Origin of the sequence: Burkholderia seminalis DSM 23518, from assembly GCF_902832885.1 — a bacterium.
Classification (GTDB): Bacteria; Pseudomonadota; Gammaproteobacteria; order Burkholderiales; family Burkholderiaceae; genus Burkholderia; species Burkholderia seminalis.
The window spans coordinates 786,779-803,889 of the sequence record NZ_CADFDK010000002.1 but is presented as its reverse complement, the minus strand read 5'-3'; the positions used below and the strand labels follow the sequence as shown (position 1 = coordinate 803,889).

17 protein-coding genes are annotated in these 17,111 nt (G+C 67.3%); 12 read left to right on the top strand and 5 right to left on the bottom strand.

From position 1 onward, the window contains the following. Positions 1–130 precede the first annotated feature (130 nt). Positions 131–1,465, bottom strand: coding sequence for an NAD(P)/FAD-dependent oxidoreductase (locus tag HWX00_RS10155; protein ID WP_049036581.1), 1,335 nt, complete (start codon positions 1,463–1,465; stop codon positions 131–133). Between the two features lie 278 nt (positions 1,466–1,743). Continuing rightward, a complete protein-coding gene (polA, locus tag HWX00_RS10150) occupies positions 1,744–4,497 on the bottom strand; it encodes a DNA polymerase I (protein ID WP_175028179.1) in 2,754 nt (917 codons plus the stop codon). 1 nt (position 4,498) lies between these two features. Between polA and HWX00_RS10145 the strand changes: the two genes are divergently transcribed. The 4 genes from HWX00_RS10145 (at position 4,499) to HWX00_RS10130 (ending at position 7,789) form a co-directional block, all read left to right on the top strand. Further along, positions 4,499–5,257: an LOG family protein gene (locus HWX00_RS10145; protein ID WP_034185732.1), complete on the top strand. Its 759-nt coding sequence runs from the start codon at positions 4,499–4,501 to the stop codon at positions 5,255–5,257. Positions 5,258–5,647: 390 nt separating this feature from the next. Further along, positions 5,648–5,947, top strand: coding sequence for a hypothetical protein (locus HWX00_RS10140; RefSeq protein WP_175028180.1), 300 nt, complete (start codon positions 5,648–5,650; stop codon positions 5,945–5,947). Between the two features lie 136 nt (positions 5,948–6,083). After that, a complete protein-coding gene (locus HWX00_RS10135; RefSeq protein WP_175028181.1) occupies positions 6,084–7,076 on the top strand; it encodes a GlxA family transcriptional regulator in 993 nt (330 codons plus the stop codon). Between the two features lie 149 nt (positions 7,077–7,225). After that, the gene (locus HWX00_RS10130; RefSeq protein ID WP_049030339.1) at positions 7,226–7,789 is read left to right on the top strand and encodes a Tautomerase enzyme; all 564 of its coding nucleotides are present in this window, start codon (positions 7,226–7,228) and stop codon (positions 7,787–7,789) included. A gap of 90 nt (positions 7,790–7,879) precedes the next feature. Here HWX00_RS10130 and HWX00_RS10125 read toward each other — a convergent pair whose 3' ends face one another. Continuing rightward, the gene (locus HWX00_RS10125; RefSeq protein ID WP_034185973.1) at positions 7,880–9,406 is read right to left on the bottom strand and encodes an AMP nucleosidase; all 1,527 of its coding nucleotides are present in this window, start codon (positions 9,404–9,406) and stop codon (positions 7,880–7,882) included. A gap of 129 nt (positions 9,407–9,535) precedes the next feature. Here HWX00_RS10125 and HWX00_RS10120 point away from each other — a divergent pair, with 129 nt between their 5' ends. The 5 genes from HWX00_RS10120 (at position 9,536) to HWX00_RS10100 (ending at position 13,055) form a co-directional block, all read left to right on the top strand. Then, complete coding sequence (locus tag HWX00_RS10120) at positions 9,536–9,931, top strand: hypothetical protein (protein WP_021160838.1); 396 nt, start codon at positions 9,536–9,538, stop codon at positions 9,929–9,931. Positions 9,932–10,032: 101 nt separating this feature from the next. After that, on the top strand, positions 10,033–11,031 hold the full coding sequence (locus HWX00_RS10115) for a homoserine kinase (protein ID WP_034185729.1): 999 nt from the start codon (positions 10,033–10,035) through the stop codon (positions 11,029–11,031). Then, positions 11,022–11,831 (top strand): BPSS1780 family membrane protein, encoded by an 810-nt coding sequence (locus HWX00_RS10110; RefSeq protein WP_034185728.1) that lies wholly within the window; start codon positions 11,022–11,024, stop codon positions 11,829–11,831. Before HWX00_RS10115 ends, HWX00_RS10110 begins: the two co-directional genes overlap by 10 nt. A gap of 197 nt (positions 11,832–12,028) precedes the next feature. Then, entirely contained in the window at positions 12,029–12,481 is a 453-nt protein-coding gene (locus HWX00_RS10105; protein WP_059558420.1) for a MarR family winged helix-turn-helix transcriptional regulator, read from the top strand. A 154-nt stretch (positions 12,482–12,635) separates the two neighbouring features. Next, positions 12,636–13,055, top strand: coding sequence for an organic hydroperoxide resistance protein (locus HWX00_RS10100; RefSeq protein WP_034185184.1), 420 nt, complete (start codon positions 12,636–12,638; stop codon positions 13,053–13,055). Between the two features lie 107 nt (positions 13,056–13,162). On the opposite strand, the gene HWX00_RS10095 is transcribed toward HWX00_RS10100, so the two are convergent. Then, positions 13,163–13,339 carry a DUF3563 family protein gene (locus HWX00_RS10095; protein WP_069245880.1) on the bottom strand — a complete coding sequence of 59 codons (177 nt, stop codon included), beginning with the start codon at positions 13,337–13,339 and terminating at the stop codon, positions 13,163–13,165. A gap of 78 nt (positions 13,340–13,417) precedes the next feature. Further along, a complete protein-coding gene (locus HWX00_RS10090) occupies positions 13,418–14,527 on the bottom strand; it encodes an extracellular catalytic domain type 1 short-chain-length polyhydroxyalkanoate depolymerase (protein ID WP_049028950.1) in 1,110 nt (369 codons plus the stop codon). A gap of 259 nt (positions 14,528–14,786) precedes the next feature. On the opposite strand from HWX00_RS10090, the gene HWX00_RS10085 reads away from it, so the two are divergent. From HWX00_RS10085 to modB, 3 genes are all read left to right on the top strand, one after another. Next, positions 14,787–15,485, top strand: a complete 699-nt coding sequence (locus HWX00_RS10085) for a phosphatase PAP2 family protein (protein WP_175028182.1) — start codon at positions 14,787–14,789, stop codon at positions 15,483–15,485. A 129-nt stretch (positions 15,486–15,614) separates the two neighbouring features. Next, the gene (gene modA, locus HWX00_RS10080) at positions 15,615–16,415 is read left to right on the top strand and encodes a molybdate ABC transporter substrate-binding protein (RefSeq protein WP_175028183.1); all 801 of its coding nucleotides are present in this window, start codon (positions 15,615–15,617) and stop codon (positions 16,413–16,415) included. A gap of 10 nt (positions 16,416–16,425) precedes the next feature. After that, the gene (modB, locus tag HWX00_RS10075; protein ID WP_175028184.1) at positions 16,426–17,103 is read left to right on the top strand and encodes a molybdate ABC transporter permease subunit; all 678 of its coding nucleotides are present in this window, start codon (positions 16,426–16,428) and stop codon (positions 17,101–17,103) included. The last annotated feature ends 8 nt before the right edge of the window (positions 17,104–17,111 follow it).

Genomic DNA, 17,111 nt, shown 5'->3' with positions numbered 1-17,111 from the left:
TCGCGACTCGCCGGATGCTTGCCGATTGAAAAGAAAATCCCGCGGGCGATGCCGTCGCCTCCTGCAAAAACAACGGGCGGGGAACCTGCGCGACGCGCACGCTACCCGCCCGCCCCGCGCGAACGCGCGATCAGTGCAGCTTGACGCGCGGCAGCGTCGTGCGCCGCAGCCAGTGCGCGACCGTGTCGAGGATCATCCGCGGATAGCCGTGCAGCGCCGCGATGTGCAGCCGGTACAGCGACATGTACATGAAACGCGCGAACAGCCCTTCGATCAGCATGTTGCCGCCGATCAGCCCGCCCATCAGGTTGCCGACCGCGCTGAAGTGGCCGAGCGACACGAGCGAGCCGAAATCCTTGTACGTGAACTCGGGCAGCGGACGCCCTTCGAGCCGGCAGCCGATCGCCTTCAGCAGGAAGCTCGCCTGCTGGTGCGCAGCCTGCGCGCGCGGCGGCACGTTGCGTTCGTTGCCAGGCCACACGCACGCCGCGCAGTCGCCGAGCGCGAACACGTTGTCGTCGGTGAAGGTCTGTAGCGTGCGGCGCACGTCGAGCTGGCCGAGCTTGTTGACCTGCAGGCCGTCGAGATGCGACAGCACCGACGGCGCCTTGATGCCGGCCGCCCAGACCGTCAGGTCCGCACGCACCGCCTTGCCGCTCGCGGTATGCACGAACCCCGGCGCGACCTCGGTCACGCGCTCGCCGAGCATCAATCGCACGCCCAGCTTCTCGAGCAGTTCGGCCGTCGCGGTCGACACGCGTTCCTGCAATGCCGGCAGGATCCGCGGTCCCGATTCGATCAGCACGATGCCGACGTCGTGGCGCGGATCGAGCTTGTGCAGCCCGTACACGGACAGCACCTGCGCCGTGTTGCGCAGTTCCGCGGACAACTCGACGCCCGTCGCGCCGCCGCCGACGATCACGACCTGGATGCGCGGCTCGGCCGTTTCGCCCGGGGCGGTCGGCGCAGGCGCCTGGTGTTCGGCGCGCATGCACGCGGCGATCAGCCGCTTGCGGAAGCGCTCGGCCTCCCCGACCGTATCGAGCGCGATCGCGTTTTCCGGTGCGCCCTGCACGCCGAAGAAGTGGGTCGTACTGCCGATCGCGATCACGAGCGTGTCGTATTCCAGCTCGCGCGCCGGCAGCAGTTCCGCGCCGTCGCTGTCGTTGAGGGGCGACAACGTGACGCGCTTCGCCGTGCGGTCGAGCCCGGTCAGCTCGCCCTGCTGAAACTCGAAGCCGTGCCAGCGCGCCTGCGCCGCGTATTCGAGCTCCTGCGTGAACGGGTCCATGCTGCCGGCCGCAACCTCGTGCAGCAGCGGTTTCCAGATGTGGGTCGGATTGCGGTCGACGAGCGTGACAAGCGCACGCGCGGGACGATTGCCGCGCGCGCCGTAACGGTCGCCGAGCCGCGTCGCCAGTTCCAGGCCGCCCGCGCCTCCGCCTACGATGATGATCCGATGCATCTGATTCCCCCTTTGCGATTCGAAACTGCTGCCGCCGGGCAAAGCCAATGCGATGCATTCACGCCGCCCGGTGGATTAACCGGTTCGGACACCATCGTTGTGCAGTTCGAAGCACTTCGATGCGACCGACCCGGAACGCGGGGCGCGCGGCCCCGCGTCAATGACATGACTGACATGCATTGTCCGGGAGCTTGCGCGTTGACCACAAGCAAACCATCTCGATATTCAGCATCCCTGCAACAATATGCCGCGGGAAACGCGAACCGCATGGGGGTGCGTCAGTGTGCCTCTTCCCAGTTCGCGCCGGCACCGACCTCGGCGACGAGCGGCACCTTCAGCTTCGCGACGCCGCACATCATTTCCGGCAGTTTCTCGCGCACCAGCGACAGCTCGTCGTCGGGCACCTCGAGCACCAGTTCATCGTGCACCTGCATGATCATGCGCGACGCGAGCTTGTCGCGCGTGAGCCAGTCGTCCACCGCGATCATCGACAGCTTGATCAGGTCGGCGGCCGTGCCCTGCATCGGCGCGTTGATGGCCGCGCGCTCGGCCGCCTGGCGGCGCGGGCCGTTGCCGCCGTTGATTTCCGGCAGCCACAGGCGGCGGCCGAAAACGGTTTCGACGTAGCCCTTTTCCTTCGCCAGCGAGCGCGTGTCCTCCATGTACTGCGCGACGCCCGGGTAGCGGGCGAAATAACGGTCGATATAGAGCTTCGCCGCGTCACGCGTGATGCCGAGGTTCGACGCGAGGCCGAACGCGCTCATCCCGTAGATGAGCCCGAAGTTGATCACCTTCGCGATCCGGCGCTGGTCGGAATTGACCTCCAGCGGCGTCACGCCGAACACCTCGGCGGCCGTCGCACGGTGGATGTCCTCGCCCTGCGAGAACGCGCGCAGCAGCGACGCGTCGCCGGAGATATGCGCCATGATCCGCAGTTCGATCTGCGAATAGTCGGCCGACACGATCCGGTGACCCGGCGACGCGATGAACGCCTCGCGGATGCGCCGGCCTTCGGCCGTGCGCACCGGAATGTTCTGAAGATTCGGGTCGTTCGATGCGAGGCGGCCCGTCACCGCGACGGCCTGCGCATAGTTCGTGTGCACGCGCCCCGTCGAAGGGTTCACCATGCGCGGCAGCTTGTCGGTATAGGTCGACTTCAGCTTCGACAGCCCGCGATGCTCGAGCAGCAGCTTCGGCAGCGGGTAGTCCTCCGCCAGCTTCTGCAGCACCTCTTCGTCGGTCGACGGCGCACCGCTCGGCGTCTTCTTCACGACGGGCAACTGCAGCTTCTCGAAGAAGATCTGCCCGATCTGCTTCGGCGAGCCGAGATTGAATTCGCCGCCCGCCAGCTCGTACGCCTGCCCTTCGAGCTCGATCAGGCGCGTCGCGATTTCAGTGCTCTGCGCGTGCAGCCGCGCATCGTCGATCAGCACGCCCGTGCGCTCCATCTTGCGCAGCACGCGCGAGACCGGCATCTCGATCTCGCGATACACGCGCTCGAGGCCCGGCTCGCGCGCGACCTGCGGATACAGCACGTGATGAAGCTGCAGCGTGATGTCCGCATCTTCGGCCGCGTATTCGGCGGCTTGCGCAAGCGCCACTTCGTCGAAGCCGATCTGCTTCGCCCCCTTGCCCGCGACGTCTTCGTACTTGATCGTCTTGACGCCCAGATGACGCAGCGCGAGGCTGTCCATGTCGTGCGTGCGGTGCGATTCGACGACGTACGATTCGAGCAGCGTGTCGTGCTCGATGCCGTTCAGTTCGATGTCGTAGTTCGCGAGCACCTGCGCGTCGTACTTCAGGTGCTGGCCGACCTTCTTGCGGTCGGCCGATTCGAGCCAAGGCTTCAGGCGCGCGAGCACCTCGTCGATCGGCAGTTGCTCGGGCATGTCGGGGCCGCGGTGCGCGACCGGCAGATACGCGGCCTTGCCCGGCTCGACCGAGAACGACAGGCCGACGAGGCGCGCGAGCATCGGGTCGAGCGCGGTCGTCTCGGTGTCGAACGCGGTCAGCTTCGCGTCGTTGATCTTCGCGAACCAGGCGTCGAACTGCTCCCAGGTCTGGATCGTGTCGTATTCGCGCACGATGTCGGCCGCCACCACCGGTGCCGGCTCGCCTTCCGGCGCATCGGCGCCGCCGCCTTCCGCCGGCGCGCTGTCGACTTCCCGCAGCCAGGTCTTGAAGCCGTAGCGCGCGAAGATGTCGCGCATCATGTCGCGCGCTTCGCCGTCGCTCTTCAGCGACGCTTCGATCGACTCGAGATGCGGCGCGAGATCGCAGGCCGTCTCGACGGTCACGAGCTTGCGGCCGAGCGGCAGGAAATCGAGCGCGCGGCGCAGGTTGTCGCCGACCACGCCCTTGATCTCGCCCGCGTGCTCGATGACGCCGTCGAGGCTGTCGTATTGCGCGAGCCATTTCACGGCCGTCTTCGGCCCGCACTTCTCGACGCCGGGCACGTTGTCGACGGTATCGCCGATCAGCGCGAGGTAGTCGATGATGCGCTCGGGCGGCACGCCGAACTTCGCGATCACGCCGTCGCGGTCGAGCGTTTCGTTGGTCATCGTGTTGACGAGCGTGACGCGGTCGGTCACGAGCTGCGCGAGATCCTTGTCGCCGGTCGACACGATCACGTTCATCCCGTGCCGCTCGGCTTCGCGCGCGAGCGTGCCGATCACGTCGTCAGCCTCGACGCCTTCGACCATCAGCAGCGGCCAGCCGAGCGCGCGCACCGCGCCGTGGATCGGCTCGACCTGCAATGCAAGATCGGGCGGCATCGACGGACGGTTTGCCTTATAGTCGGCATAAAGGTCGTCACGGAACGTCTTGCCCTTTGCATCGAACACGCAAGCGCTATACTCTGCACTGACTTCCTTGCGCATACGGCGCAGCATGTTGATGATTCCGTAGAGCGCTCCGGTCGGCTCCCCGCCAGGGCCACGCAAATCAGGCATCGCATGGTAAGCCCGATACAGATAGCTCGAACCGTCAACCAATAGCAGGGTCTTACCTTCCAGATTTCGTTCTTCAGGCATTATGAACAAGAGAAAAGTGATTCCGAGTCTGCGTTCGCTCGCAGATCAAGAACGCGCGACGGCCAAGAAGGCGCGCGCATCGTGGCAGATGTTCACGATTATGGCAGAGTTTATCGAGGCGACCGAGTACCTGTCGGAGATCCGCCCGGCTGTCAGCATCTACGGTTCTGCCCGCCTCAAACCCGACACGCCGCACTACAAGCTCGCGGTGCAGATCGCGCGCAAGCTGTCCGACGCCGGCTTCGCCGTGATCTCCGGCGGCGGCCCCGGCATCATGGAAGCCGCGAACAAGGGCGCGCACGCCGGCAAGGCGCCGTCGGTCGGGCTGAACATCGAGTTGCCGCACGAGCAGGCCGGCAACCACTACCAGGACATCTCGCTGCGCTTCCGCCACTTCTTCACGCGCAAGGTCACGTTCGTGAAGAACTCGGATGCGGTGATCGTGATGCCGGGCGGCTTCGGCACGCTCGACGAGCTGTCCGAAGTGCTCACGCTGATCCAGACGAAGAAGTCGCGCCTCGTGCCGATCATTCTGGTCGGCAGCGAGTTCTGGAAGGGGCTGCTGCAGTGGTTCCGCGACCAGCTGATCCCGATGGGCCTGATCAATCCGGACGACATGGATCTGATGCAGGTGATCGACGATCCCGACCAGGTGCTCGACGCGGTGCTCGCGTTCTACGAGGACAGCGGCGAGGAAGAGGGTTCGGACGACGACGGTCATCCGCCGCGGCCGGAAGAAGACCGGATGTTCTATCTGTAACGCATCCTTGGCAGCCGCCGGCCCGACGGCCGGCGTGCGGTTCGCCACGCGGCAGGCGGCGCCTCGGCTGCCTGCCGCGTGTCAGTTTGTAACGCACCGTTAATCCCGCTTTGCGGCCGCGTGCCGCCGAATGTCAAATTCGCACGGCCCGCGTGCCACGTTGCGGAGCGCCTGTCCGCACCCGCGGCTCGCCATTGTCAAATGGCGCTGGCGCATACCCGCACCCCGCCGCTGCCGGCCGGCAACCCTCCGTAACAAACCCGTCTCGCCTTTTCCGTCGCGTGCCCGCACACTGCATTCTGTCGGCGCGGCGTTCCCCCCGGTGGAACGATCCCCCTCGCTTCCATCGCGTCGTGCCGGCCTCTTTACAACGACATCACGGAAAAGAACATGCAACGCTCGCTGATCGCCCTCGCTTTCGCCGGCCTCGGCCTTTCGCTGTCCGGCCTCGCCCATGCCGTCAACGTCGACGTCAACATCGGCACGCCCGCGCCGGTCGTCGTCGCGCCCGCGCCCGTCGTGGTCGCCCCGGCGCCGGCGGTCATCGTCGGCTGGCATGGCGACCGCTACTGGGACGGCCGCCGCTACTGGGAGCGTCGCGAGTGGGAAGAGCACCAGCGCTATCGCGGTCATGACGATCGTCGCGGTTATCACTGCCCGCCGGGACACGCGAAAAAGGGCGAGTGCTGAGCGACACTGCACGTTCACCCGCTACGCACGGCCGTCCGCGCGCTTCATCGCCGGGCGGCCGTTTGATTTTCGGCAGCCGATATCGCATGAGGCCGAATGGTAGGATTGCCCTCGTCCAGGGCCCCTTCCGCCACTCATGCCGCTCATCCGAATCTGGGCCGTCGACCACGCCCTCGCATCCGGCATCGCCGCGCCGACCGACATCCTGACGGCGGCCAACCATCTCGCGTCATCGATGCCGCCCGGCCACGCGGCCGCGCCGTTCCGCTGGCGCGTCGAATCGGTCGATGGACGGCCCGTGCGCACGGCCTCCGGCCAGCTCCTTCCGGTCGACGGCGCAATCGACGGCGGCAGCCGCGCCGACGCGATCTGGCTCACGGGTCCGTTCGTCGCCGATCTCGACCGGCTGCTGGACCGGCCCGCACCGCTCGCCCCGCTGTTCGATGCACTGCGCCGGCAACACGCGCGCGGCACGCTGATCGCGACGTACTGCACCGGCGCGTTCCTGCTCGCGGAAGCCGGATTGCTCGACGGCCGCGTCGCCACGACGCACTGGTCGAAAGCCTCGAGCTTCCGCGCGCGTTATCCGGACGTGGCGCTACGCGCGTCGGACGTCCTGACCGAACAGGACGGCATCCTGTGCGGCGGCGCCGTCACGTCGTACCAGACTCTCGCGCTGCGGGTCGTCGACAAGCTGGCGAACGCGCGCCTGGCCGCGTCCGTCGCCCGGCTCATGCTGATCGACGTGAACCGCGACTCGCAGGACTCGTTCATCGACCTCGACCGGATGGGCCACCATCGACACGACGATCCGGCCATCGCGCGCGCGCAACGCTGGATGGAAAAGCATCTGCGCGAGCCATTCAGCCTCGCGCGGTTGAGCGACCACGTCGCGATGAGCGAACGCACGCTGCATCGCCGCTTCCGGGATGCGGTCGGCGCCCCGCCGCTCCGGTATCTGCAGACGCTCAGGATCGAAGTCGCGAAGCGGCTGCTCGCGGAAACGAAGCTCGCGATCGATGCGGTATGCGAACGCGTCGGGTACGCGGACATCAGTGGTTTCCGGCAACTGTTCAAGCGCGAAACCGGTATTTCTCCCGGCGAATATCGTCGTCGTTTCGCGCGCTAGCCCGACTGGAAGGGGCGCGGGACACGCTGTCGGGAATGGCATCGTCGAATGGCAGTTTCGCCACTTCGCGCGTCGGCATGCGGTTCATACACTGGATTCACGTCGCCGGAACCGGAGCGACGCCGCCTCCACCGAACCAGGACACCGCCATGCCGATGATCGACGTCACCCTCCCCGAAGGGGCACTCGCGCCGCACGCCGAAGCGCAACTGATGAACGAGCTGACCGGGACACTGATCCGTCACGAAGGACTCGATCCCGACGATCCGCGTGTGCGGGACGTGACCTGGATCTTCGTCCATCGGCCGGCGGCCGTATATCGCGCCGGTGCCGTCGCGCCTGCGCCGCTCTACCGGATCGTGCCGACCGTGCCCGAAGGACAGTACACGGACGCCGCGCGTGCGGCACTGATCGCCGACGTGACCGCCGCCGTCGCACGCGCGGAAGGCGCGGCGGTCGACACCGTCGCGACACGCGTGTGGGTCTTTCCAACGGAAATCGACGACGGCTGCTGGGGCAGCCGCGGCACGGTGCGTCGCCTGCCGGACATCATGGAGTATTTCGGTGGCGCGACATTGCGGGCGCTCGGGGAACAACGCCTGGCGACCAAGCGGCGCGCGGATGCGGGCCGGGTCGTCGATGCCGTGCGCGATTCGATGCGGGAAATGGATCGGAACGGGTTTCACGAACCGGCTGCCGGCGTCGTGCGCTGACGGCGGTTGACAGAAGGAAAGCGGCCGTGCCCCGGTAGGCGGTTGCGTCGACCATCGCGACGCGCATCCTGGCCGGGGCCGGCATTTACGTCACTGAAACGCCACTTCCGCAAAGCTCCGCAGTTTGCGGCTATGCAGCTTGTCGAGCCCGTTGGTCCGCAGGATCTCCATCGCCCTCACGCCGATCTGCAGATGCTGGTCGACCTGCCCGCGATAGAACGTGTCGGCCATGCCCGGCAGCTTCAGCTCGCCGTGCAGCGGCTTGTCCGACACGCACAGCAGCGTGCCGTACGGCACGCGGAAGCGGAAGCCGTTCGCGGCGATCGTCGCGCTTTCCATGTCGAGCGCGATCGCTCGGCTCTGCGACAGCCGCTGCACGGGCTCGCGATGATCGCGCAGTTCCCAGTTGCGGTTGTCGACGCTCGCGACCGTACCCGTGCGCATCACGCGCTTCAGTTCCGCGCCCTCCAGCCGCGTGACGTCGGCCACCCCGCGCTCGAGTGCGAGCTGCACTTCGGCCAGCGCCGGAATCGGCACCCACAGCGGCAGGTCGTCGTCGAGCACGTGATCCTCGCGCACGTATCCGTGCGCGAGCACGTAATCGCCGAGACGCTGCGTGTTGCGCAGCCCCGCGCAGTGGCCGAGCATCACCCACGCGTGCGGACGCAGCACCGCGATGTGATCGGTGATCGTCTTCGCGTTCGACGGACCGACACCGATGTTGACCATCGTGATCCCGCTGCCGTCCGCGCGCTTCAGGTGATAGGCGGGCATCTGCGGCAGGCGCGGCGGCGCGGCGCCCTCGGACGGCTCGCTGCCGAGGTTCGCGTTGTACGTGACGACATCGCCCGGCTCGACGAACGCGCTGTACTGGCTGCGGTAGGCGCGCACCTCGGGATCGTCGCTTTCCGTCATCACCGTGCGGCCCAGCTTCACGAATTCGTCGATGTAGAACTGATAGTTCGTGTAGAGCACGTAGTTCTGGAAGTGCGTGGGCGACGTCGCCGTGTAGTGACGCAACCGGTGCAGCGAGAAATCGACGCGCGCGGCCGTGAACAGCGCGAGCGGATGCGGCTCGCCCGGCGCCGGCTCGAACGTGCCGTTGACGATACGGTCGTCGAGATACGACAGGTCGGGCGTGTCGAAGATGTCGCGCATCGCGAGCAGGCGGTCGCGGTCGAGCTCGCCCTCGAGATGGATGCCTTCCGGAAACGCGAAATGAATCGGAATCGGCTGCGACGACACGCCGATCTCGATCTTGACATGGTGGTTCTTCGACAGCAGGCGCAACTGCTCGCGATAGTAGTTCGCGAAGAGATCGGGGCGCGTGACCGTCGTCTCGAACACGCCCGGGCCCGCGACGAAACCGTACGAGCGGCGCGAATCGACGTGCGTGTTGACGTCGGTGCGGATCCGCACGAACGGATAACACGCGCGCACGTGCTCGGTAATCGGTTCGTGGCGGCGATAGCGCGCGAAGGCGTCGCGCAGGAAACCGGTATTCGTGTCGTAAATCGCGGACAGCCGCGCAACGGCGGCGATCGGGTCGTCGAAAGCCTCGACCGACGGGCTGTCGGGCGACAGCACGCGGTGCCGGCGGCTCAAATCGTTCTTCATTTTCATCACCTCGTCTGATCGAACGACATTACCACGGAACCCGGTCACCCTTGTGGCCGGCCCTGCGCACGCCAGGGCCGGATGGCGCGCAGTATTTGCTAAAATCGGTAGGTTCACTGGAGACTCATCATGAAGCCGCTCATTCTCGTCGTCGCTGCCGCCGCGTTTGCCGCCGCCAGCGCCGCTTACGCCGCCGGCGGCACGCCTGACGCCGACGCGCAGGCCCGGGCCGAGGCCAACGAGGCCGCCGGCCTGCCCGATCTCCGCAAGATCAACCGGCCGGGCGCCGAAGTCACGTCGAAAGTGGACTTCGCGGACATCCGCCGCACGCCGAGCTTCCACGAAAAGAGCAAGAACGGCACCGAGGTCACCGAGTACCGCGACCGCGGCAAGCCGGTCGAGATCGACGTGAAGTCGAATTTCGGCACGCGCTACCAGATGAGCTCGACGCCGGACACGTCGCCGAAGCCGCACGACGCGGGCATCCCGATCACGCGGCTGCCGTCGCTGAATCTGCGCTACTGATTCCGTGGCCCGCCGCATCGTTCGCGGCGCGCCGCCTCCCTTCACCTGCTGTCGCGACGCACGCCGCCCGCGTGCCGACACCCTGACCTGACGCATCCCGCATGGCCGTTTTCACTGCTGTTTCCGACTCCGATCTCGCGCAATGGATGCGCCACTACGAACTGGGCGACGTGCTTGCGTTCCGCGGCATTCCGTCCGGTATCGAAAACAGCAATTTCTTCCTGACGACGACGCGCGGCGAGTACGTCCTCACGATCTTCGAAAAGCTCTCGGCGCAACAGCTGCCGTTCTACCTCGACCTGATGCGCCACCTGGCCGGCCACGGCGTGCCGGTGCCGGACCCGATTCCGCGTGACGACGGCGCGTTGTTCGGCGAGCTGCACGGCAAGCCGGCCGCGATCGTCACGAAGCTCGACGGCGCGGCGGAACTCGCGCCGGGGGTCGAACACTGCATCGAGGTCGGGCAGATGCTCGCGCGCCTGCACCTCGCCGGGCGCGACTATCCGAACCACCAGCCGAACCTGCGCAGCCTGCCGTGGTGGCAGGAAAACGTGCCGGCGATCGTGCCGTTCATCACCGACGCGCAACGCGCGCTGCTCGAAGGCGAGCTCGCGCACCAGGCGGCCTTCTTCGCGTCGGACGACTACGCGGCGCTGCCGGCCGGCCCTTGCCATTGCGACCTGTTCCGCGACAACGTGCTGTTCGCGCACGCGGCGCCCGGCACCGGCCACGACGTGCGGCTCGGCGGCTTCTTCGACTTCTATTTCGCCGGCTGCGACAAGTGGCTGTTCGACGTCGCGGTGACGGTCAACGACTGGTGCGTCGACCTCGCGACCGGCGTGCTCGACGCTGCGCGCGCCGATGCGCTGCTGCGCGCGTACCAGACCGTGCGACCGTTCACGGCCGAGGAGCGGCGCCACTGGAGCGACATGCTCCGCGCGGGCGCGTACCGCTTCTGGGTATCGCGCCTGTACGACTTCTACCTGCCGCGTGCGGCCGAGATGCTCAAGCCGCACGACCCCGGTCATTTCGAACGCATCCTGCGCGAGCGCATCGCGCATACGCCCGCGCTTCCCGAGATCCAAACCGCATGCAACTGATCGAAGTGCCCGCCAAAACGGGCTATGTCTGGTTCCGTCAAGGCGTCTGGCTGTTCCGCCGGAATCCGCTCGCCTTCATCACGCTGTTCTTCACGTACCTGCTGGCGATCACGCTGGTGTCGATGGTGCCCGTGATCGGCTCGGCGCTGCCGCTGGTCTTCATCCCCGGCATCGCGGTCGGCTTCATGGCCGCGTGCCGCGACACGGTGGCCGGCAAACCCGTGATGCCGACGATCCTCGTCGACGGCTTCCGCTCGTACGGCACCGTCGCGACCCAGCGGCTGCTGGTGCTCGGCCTGATCTACGTCGCGTCGATGGTGCTGGTGTTCGCCGCTTCGTCGTTCGTCGACGGCGGCGCGCTGTTCCACGTGATGATGGGCGCGGCCGACGAAGCCAGCGCGACGCCGGAATCGCTGGCCGCGCAAGGCACGCTCGGCGCGCTGTTTTTCGCGACGCTGCTCTATCTGCCGGTCGCGATGCTGTTCTGGTTCGCGCCGGTGCTGGTCGCATGGCATGACGTGCCGCCCGCGAAGGCGCTGTTCTTCAGCGTCGTCAGCTGCTGGCGCAATCGCGGCGCGTTCGTCGTGTACGGCATGCTGTGGTTCGCCGTCGCGCTCGGCACGTCGCTCGCGCTGTCGCTGCTGCTGCAGGCGCTCGGCGCCGGCGCCTACGCGCTGACGATCATGATGCCGGTGACGATCATCATCGTCACGATGCTGTACTGCTCGTTCTACGCGACCTATCGCGGCTGCTTCGGCGTGCAGGAGCCGGGCGCGCCGACGGCCACGTCGGGCCGCTGACACCCCTGGCCGGCGCACGGCGCCGGCCGGCACGCCGTTCATCGCGCCGGGTCGCCACCCGGCGCACCGCCGATCTCCCCCTTTCCCGCCTCCACTACCGGCAAACCCTCGCCGGGCGCCCCCTGTTCAATGCGATTTTTTGCGCGCAAAATAATTTGCGTGCAAATTGTTTGCGCGTCTACCGCGCCCTTCGACTCATGGACCGCCTACCCGCCCTGCCCCAGACGCTCGACGAGCAACTGTGCTTCGCGCTGTACTCGACTTCGCACGCGATGACGAAGGCGTACAAGCCGCTGCTCGACAAGCTGTCGCTGACCTATCCCCAATATCTGGCGATGCTCGTGCTGTGGGAACGCGACGACATCGCGGTGAAGGACATCGCCGCGCGGCTCGATCTCGACCCGGCGACCGTCACGCCGCTGCTCAAGCGGCTGGAGGCGCTCGGTTACATCGAACGCGTGCGCAGCGCAGCCGACGAACGCGTCGTGAACGTGCGCGTCACGCCGCAGGGCCGCGCACTGAAGGATCGCGCACGCTCGGTGCCCGCCGATCTCTTTTGCGCCATGCAGCAGACGCCCGAATTCCTGATCCGGCTGCGCGCCGACCTCCAGCAGTTGCGCGACGCGCTGTCGGCCGCCAACGAACGCTGATACGCGCGCGCCGACCGACCGGCCCGGCGCTGCCGGGTTTTTCTTGCAAATTTCATTTGCACACTAATGATTAGTGTTCTATATTTTGTGCGTGGCCGGCGACATCCCGTTTGACCGGACCGCTTTTCCTCTTTTCCCGACAAGGAGCTGCACGATGAACATTCTGTACAAGACCAGCGCCACGAGCACGGGCGGCCGCGACGGCCGCGCGGTTTCCGCCGACAACAAGCTGGAAGTGAAGCTGGCCGCGCCGCGTGAACTCGGCGGCACGGGTGCGGAAGGCACGAATCCGGAGCAGCTGTTTGCCGCAGGTTACTCGGCCTGTTTCCTGAGTGCGATGAAATTCGTCGCCGGCCAGAACAAGCAGGCGCTGCCGGCCGATACGCAGGTCACGGCGGAAGTGGGCATCGGCCCGAACGACGCCGGCGGCTTCGGGCTCGACATCGAGCTGCGCGTATCGCTGCCCGGCCTCGACAAGGCCGACGCGCAGGCACTGGTCGAAAAGGCCCACCACGTGTGCCCGTATTCGAACGCCACGCGCAACAACGTGCCGGTGCGCCTGACGGTCGTCTGACGCGACGCAGGACCGCCCACGCAAAAAGGGCGCGTGCGGCCACTTGCCGCACGCGCCCTTTTGCGCGATTCGTCGAAACGGCGGGCCAGCGTGCCCGCCTGCGCTGCTTAGCGCGAGCCGATCGAGTACGGGCGATTCATCGCCGCTTCGCGATCGATCTTGCGCATGCGGAATTCGAGATCGTAGATGTCGGTGGCATCGGCCAGGTACGCGTCGGCGCGCTCTTTCGCGGCCTTTTCGGCGTTCTTGGTCAGCATCAGGAAGAGGTGGCTCAGCAGGTACATGGCGATCTCGCTTTCAATGGTCTTGGACTAGGGTTTTCCCGAATTATAGGGAAAACCCTAGGCTTTGGCCAGCGTTGCTTAGACGATGCGTCGTTCGGTCGCCACAGTCCGTTGATTCGCCTCGAAAAAAGCCCAGATCATCGCGCTCGCATCGGGGCCGACCGCCGCATGAAACGCCACGGCTTCGTCGCCGCCGGCCCACGCATGATCGAGCCCTTTTACGTGACAAAGCCGCACGACCGGCTCGCCGTCGCGGCAGACGTCGGTGATCTGCGCGCCTGCTTCGCGCGTCTCGACGCGCTCGCCGCCGCGCAGTGCGCCGCGGGCATCGGCCAGCCCGTTCAGGCGCATGAACTGCACCGTCAGCTGGTCGGCGTTCTTCGGCGCGACGACGTGATCGCCGTCGCCCTGGACGATCAGGGCGGGCATGCCGGGATACGCGGCCACATCGACCAGGGCGTCGATCACCGCGGCCGGGTTCTGCCGCAGGCCGCGCCGCATCACGTCCATCGCCGTGATGCCGGAATTCGCCTCGCCGAGCGCGGGGCCCGAGTGCAGCGCCACCGCCGCGAAGCGGTCCGGATGGTGCAGCGCAAGAAGCGACGCGAGCCCCGCGCCGGCCGACAGCCCCGCCACGTAGACGCGCGACGCATCGAAACCGTGTTCGTCGACGAGCGCATCGACCAGCGAAGCCACCGCGTTCGCCTCGCCGCGGCCCGCACGGTCGGTATCTTCATACCAGTGCCAGCAGCCGTGCGCGTGCGCCCGCAGCGACTGCTCCGGATACAGCACCGCGAATCCGTGCTTGTCGGCCAGCAGGTTCATCCGCGTGCCCTGCACGAATTCGTCGACGGACTGCTGGCAGCCGTGCAGCATCACGACGAGCGGCATCGCGCCGCGCCGGCGGCCGGGCGGCACATACAGGCCGTACGCGAGATGCTGGACGAGGCGCCCGAGCGCGGGCGCCATCGGGTATTCGCCGCGCGTCCACTCGCCCGCCGCCCATGCGGCGGCACGCGGGCGCACGCGCGATTCGCGTGGCGGGGACAGATCGGATGCGGCGGGAGAAGCCGCAGCCTCGAGTGCGTCGCGTGTGATGCGCTGTGCATCGCGCGCCGCGCGCTTCGCGGCCGGAGAGAGCATGCGTTTCATGCCGCCCAGCCACACCTTGGTCAGACTTTTGGTCATCGATCGGGCTCGCAGTCAGGAAAAATAGGGGCACCATGAAGGCGCCGCAACGGATGCATCGTTCGACTTTGTGCAATGCACCATAACATTGTTTCCAGGATTTTTCCTGCATGCGCGTCGTTCCCGGCGGCGCAAAAAACGGGCCGCATGCACACGCGGCGCTATACTGGGGTTTCGCCGCTTGTATCCGTTGTAGTCGTTCTTTCAGGCTCGCGCGTTGATTTAAGCATTCTCCCCGCCTTCGTCCGTCCCCGTCCCGATGTTCGCCCTGTCGTCTCACCTGTGGATCATGATCACCGCGTTCGGCGGCGCCGGCCTGACCTTGCCGCTCGCGATCACGATCGCCGTCTGGCTGGCGCTCGGTTACTCGTGGCGGCGCGCGGCCGCATGGCTCGCCGTGCTGGCGGCCGCGATCGGCGTGGTGGCGCTCACGAAGATCGCGTTCCTCGGCTGGGGCATCGGCATCCGCGCGTGGGATTTCACGGGGTTCAGCGGCCACGCGATGCTGTCGACGTCGGTGTATCCGGTCGCGATCTTCCTCGCGCTGATCCGCACGCGCACGCCGGTGAGAATCGCCGGCATCGCACTCGGGCTCGCGGCCGGCATCGCGGTCGGCGTGTCGCGCGTCGCACTCGACGCGCATTCGCCGTCCGAATCGATCACCGGCTGCATCGTCGGCGCGATCGCCGCGCTCGCGTTCATTGCCGGCTCGTGGCGTGCGGTGCCGCACCGCTGGTCGGTGCCGGCGGTCGTCGCGAGCCTCGCGATCGTCACCGTCGCGCTGCACGGCATCACGGTGCCGTCGCATCGCTGGGTCACCAAGGTCGCGCTGCAACTGTCCGGCCACGAGCGCCCGTTCGTCCGCGCGCGCTGGAAGGCCAACCCGAACTACCATCCCGCGTCGCAGCCGTCGTCGCTGCAGCGCACCGAATCATCGGCGCACGCGCTGCGCACGTGACGGGCCGCCCGGCCGCCCCGTTCCAGGTCTGACCATTTCATGCGCGCCGTCGCATGAGCGGTATGTCGAGCGTTATAACCCGCCCTATATTACGATTACGGTTTCCACCCATTCAAAAACGAATCCGCCATGCGCCCGACCGTCCGTCCGCTTCGCCGCACCCTGCTCCGCCTGCTGCCGATCGCCACGCTTGCCGCCGCCGGCGTCGCGTTCAGCGCGCCCGCTTCCGCCGCCGACGAACTGGTCGTATCGGCGGCCGCCAGCCTGACGAATGCATTCAAGGCCGTCGGCGAGGCGTACGAGAAGCAGCACCCGGACACCAAGGTGCTGTTCAACTTCGGCGCGTCGGACGTGTTGATGCAGCAGATCGCCAAGGGGGCGCCGGCCGACGTGTTTGCGTCGGCCGACCAGAAGGCGATGGATCGCGCGGTGGACGAAAAGGTGATCGCGCCCGGCACGCGCCGCGATTTCGCGGCGAACTCGCTCGTGCTGATCGTGCCGGCGGACAGCCGCACGGCGGCACCGGCGTCGCTGAACGACCTGACGGCCCCCGGCGTGAAGCGCATCGCGTACGGCGACCCGGCATCGGTGCCGGTCGGCCGCTACACCGAAGGCGCGTTGCGCGCGGCCGGCGTGTGGGACGCCGTCAGCGCGAAGGGCGTACTGGCCGCCAACGTGCGCCAGAGCCTCGACTACGTCGCGCGCGGCGAGGTCGACGCGGGCTTCGTGTTCGGCACGGACGCCGCGATCATGCCGGGCCGCGTGAAGGTCGCGCTGACGGTGCCGACCAGGACGGCCATCACCTACCCGATCGCCGTGGTGAAGGACAGCCGGCACGCCGCGCAGGCGCAGTCGTTCATCGACTTCGTCGCGTCGCCGCAGGGCCAGGCCGTGCTGTCGACGTTCGGCTTCAAGCCCGCGGGCAAGTGAGCGGCGCGCGATGCAAGACGCCTGGGTACCGCTGCTGCTGTCGCTGAAGGTTGCCGGCTGGGCAACCGCGCTCGACATCGTGCTCGGCGTCGCGGCCGCGTTCGTGCTCGCGCGCTGGCGCTCGCCGCTGCGCGATGTCGTCGATTCCATCCTGACGCTGCCGCTCGTGCTGCCGCCGACGGTACTCGGCTATTACCTGCTCGTGCTGCTCGGCCGGCGCGGCGTGTTCGGCGCGTGGCTCGACGATCTCGGCATCGAGCTGGTCTTCACGTGGCAAGGCGCGGTGATCGCGTCGATGGTCGTCGCGTTTCCGCTGATCCTGAAGTCGGCACGCGCCGCGTTCGAGGGTGTCGATCCGCATCTCGAGCGCGCCGCGCGCACGCTCGGGCTCGGCGAGGTCGCGGTGTTCTTCCGCGTGACGCTGCCGCTTGCCACGCGCGGCATTCTCGCGGGCGCGCTGCTCGCGTTCGCACGCGCGCTCGGCGAGTTCGGCGCGACGCTGATGATCGCGGGCAACCTGCCCGGCCGCACGCAGACGCTGTCGGTCGCCATCTACGCGGCCGTGCAGGCCGGCGACGACCACACGGCCAACTTCCTCGTGCTCGTGACGTCGATCACCTGCATGCTCGTGCTGCTCGCGACCGGCTGGCTCGTGCCGTCGCGCGCCCGACGGAGCCAGCAGACATGAAGCGCATG

What these genes read in the sequence shown, in the direction of transcription:
- HWX00_RS10155 (WP_049036581.1), bottom strand. Translation starts at nt 1,465, where the DNA reads ATGCATCGGATCATCATCGTAGGCGGAGGCGCGGGCGGCCTGGAACTG.
- polA (WP_175028179.1), bottom strand. Translation starts at nt 4,497, where the DNA reads ATGCCTGAAGAACGAAATCTGGAAGGTAAGACCCTGCTATTGGTTGAC.
- HWX00_RS10145 (WP_034185732.1), top strand. Translation starts at nt 4,499, where the DNA reads ATGAACAAGAGAAAAGTGATTCCGAGTCTGCGTTCGCTCGCAGATCAA.
- HWX00_RS10140 (WP_175028180.1), top strand. Translation starts at nt 5,648, where the DNA reads ATGCAACGCTCGCTGATCGCCCTCGCTTTCGCCGGCCTCGGCCTTTCG.
- HWX00_RS10135 (WP_175028181.1), top strand. Translation starts at nt 6,084, where the DNA reads ATGCCGCTCATCCGAATCTGGGCCGTCGACCACGCCCTCGCATCCGGC.
- HWX00_RS10130 (WP_049030339.1), top strand. Translation starts at nt 7,226, where the DNA reads ATGCCGATGATCGACGTCACCCTCCCCGAAGGGGCACTCGCGCCGCAC.
- HWX00_RS10125 (WP_034185973.1), bottom strand. Translation starts at nt 9,406, where the DNA reads ATGAAGAACGATTTGAGCCGCCGGCACCGCGTGCTGTCGCCCGACAGC.
- HWX00_RS10120 (WP_021160838.1), top strand. Translation starts at nt 9,536, where the DNA reads ATGAAGCCGCTCATTCTCGTCGTCGCTGCCGCCGCGTTTGCCGCCGCC.
- HWX00_RS10115 (WP_034185729.1), top strand. Translation starts at nt 10,033, where the DNA reads ATGGCCGTTTTCACTGCTGTTTCCGACTCCGATCTCGCGCAATGGATG.
- HWX00_RS10110 (WP_034185728.1), top strand. Translation starts at nt 11,022, where the DNA reads ATGCAACTGATCGAAGTGCCCGCCAAAACGGGCTATGTCTGGTTCCGT.
- HWX00_RS10105 (WP_059558420.1), top strand. Translation starts at nt 12,029, where the DNA reads ATGGACCGCCTACCCGCCCTGCCCCAGACGCTCGACGAGCAACTGTGC.
- HWX00_RS10100 (WP_034185184.1), top strand. Translation starts at nt 12,636, where the DNA reads ATGAACATTCTGTACAAGACCAGCGCCACGAGCACGGGCGGCCGCGAC.
- HWX00_RS10095 (WP_069245880.1), bottom strand. Translation starts at nt 13,339, where the DNA reads ATGTACCTGCTGAGCCACCTCTTCCTGATGCTGACCAAGAACGCCGAA.
- HWX00_RS10090 (WP_049028950.1), bottom strand. Translation starts at nt 14,527, where the DNA reads ATGACCAAAAGTCTGACCAAGGTGTGGCTGGGCGGCATGAAACGCATG.
- HWX00_RS10085 (WP_175028182.1), top strand. Translation starts at nt 14,787, where the DNA reads ATGTTCGCCCTGTCGTCTCACCTGTGGATCATGATCACCGCGTTCGGC.
- modA (WP_175028183.1), top strand. Translation starts at nt 15,615, where the DNA reads ATGCGCCCGACCGTCCGTCCGCTTCGCCGCACCCTGCTCCGCCTGCTG.
- modB (WP_175028184.1), top strand. Translation starts at nt 16,426, where the DNA reads ATGCAAGACGCCTGGGTACCGCTGCTGCTGTCGCTGAAGGTTGCCGGC.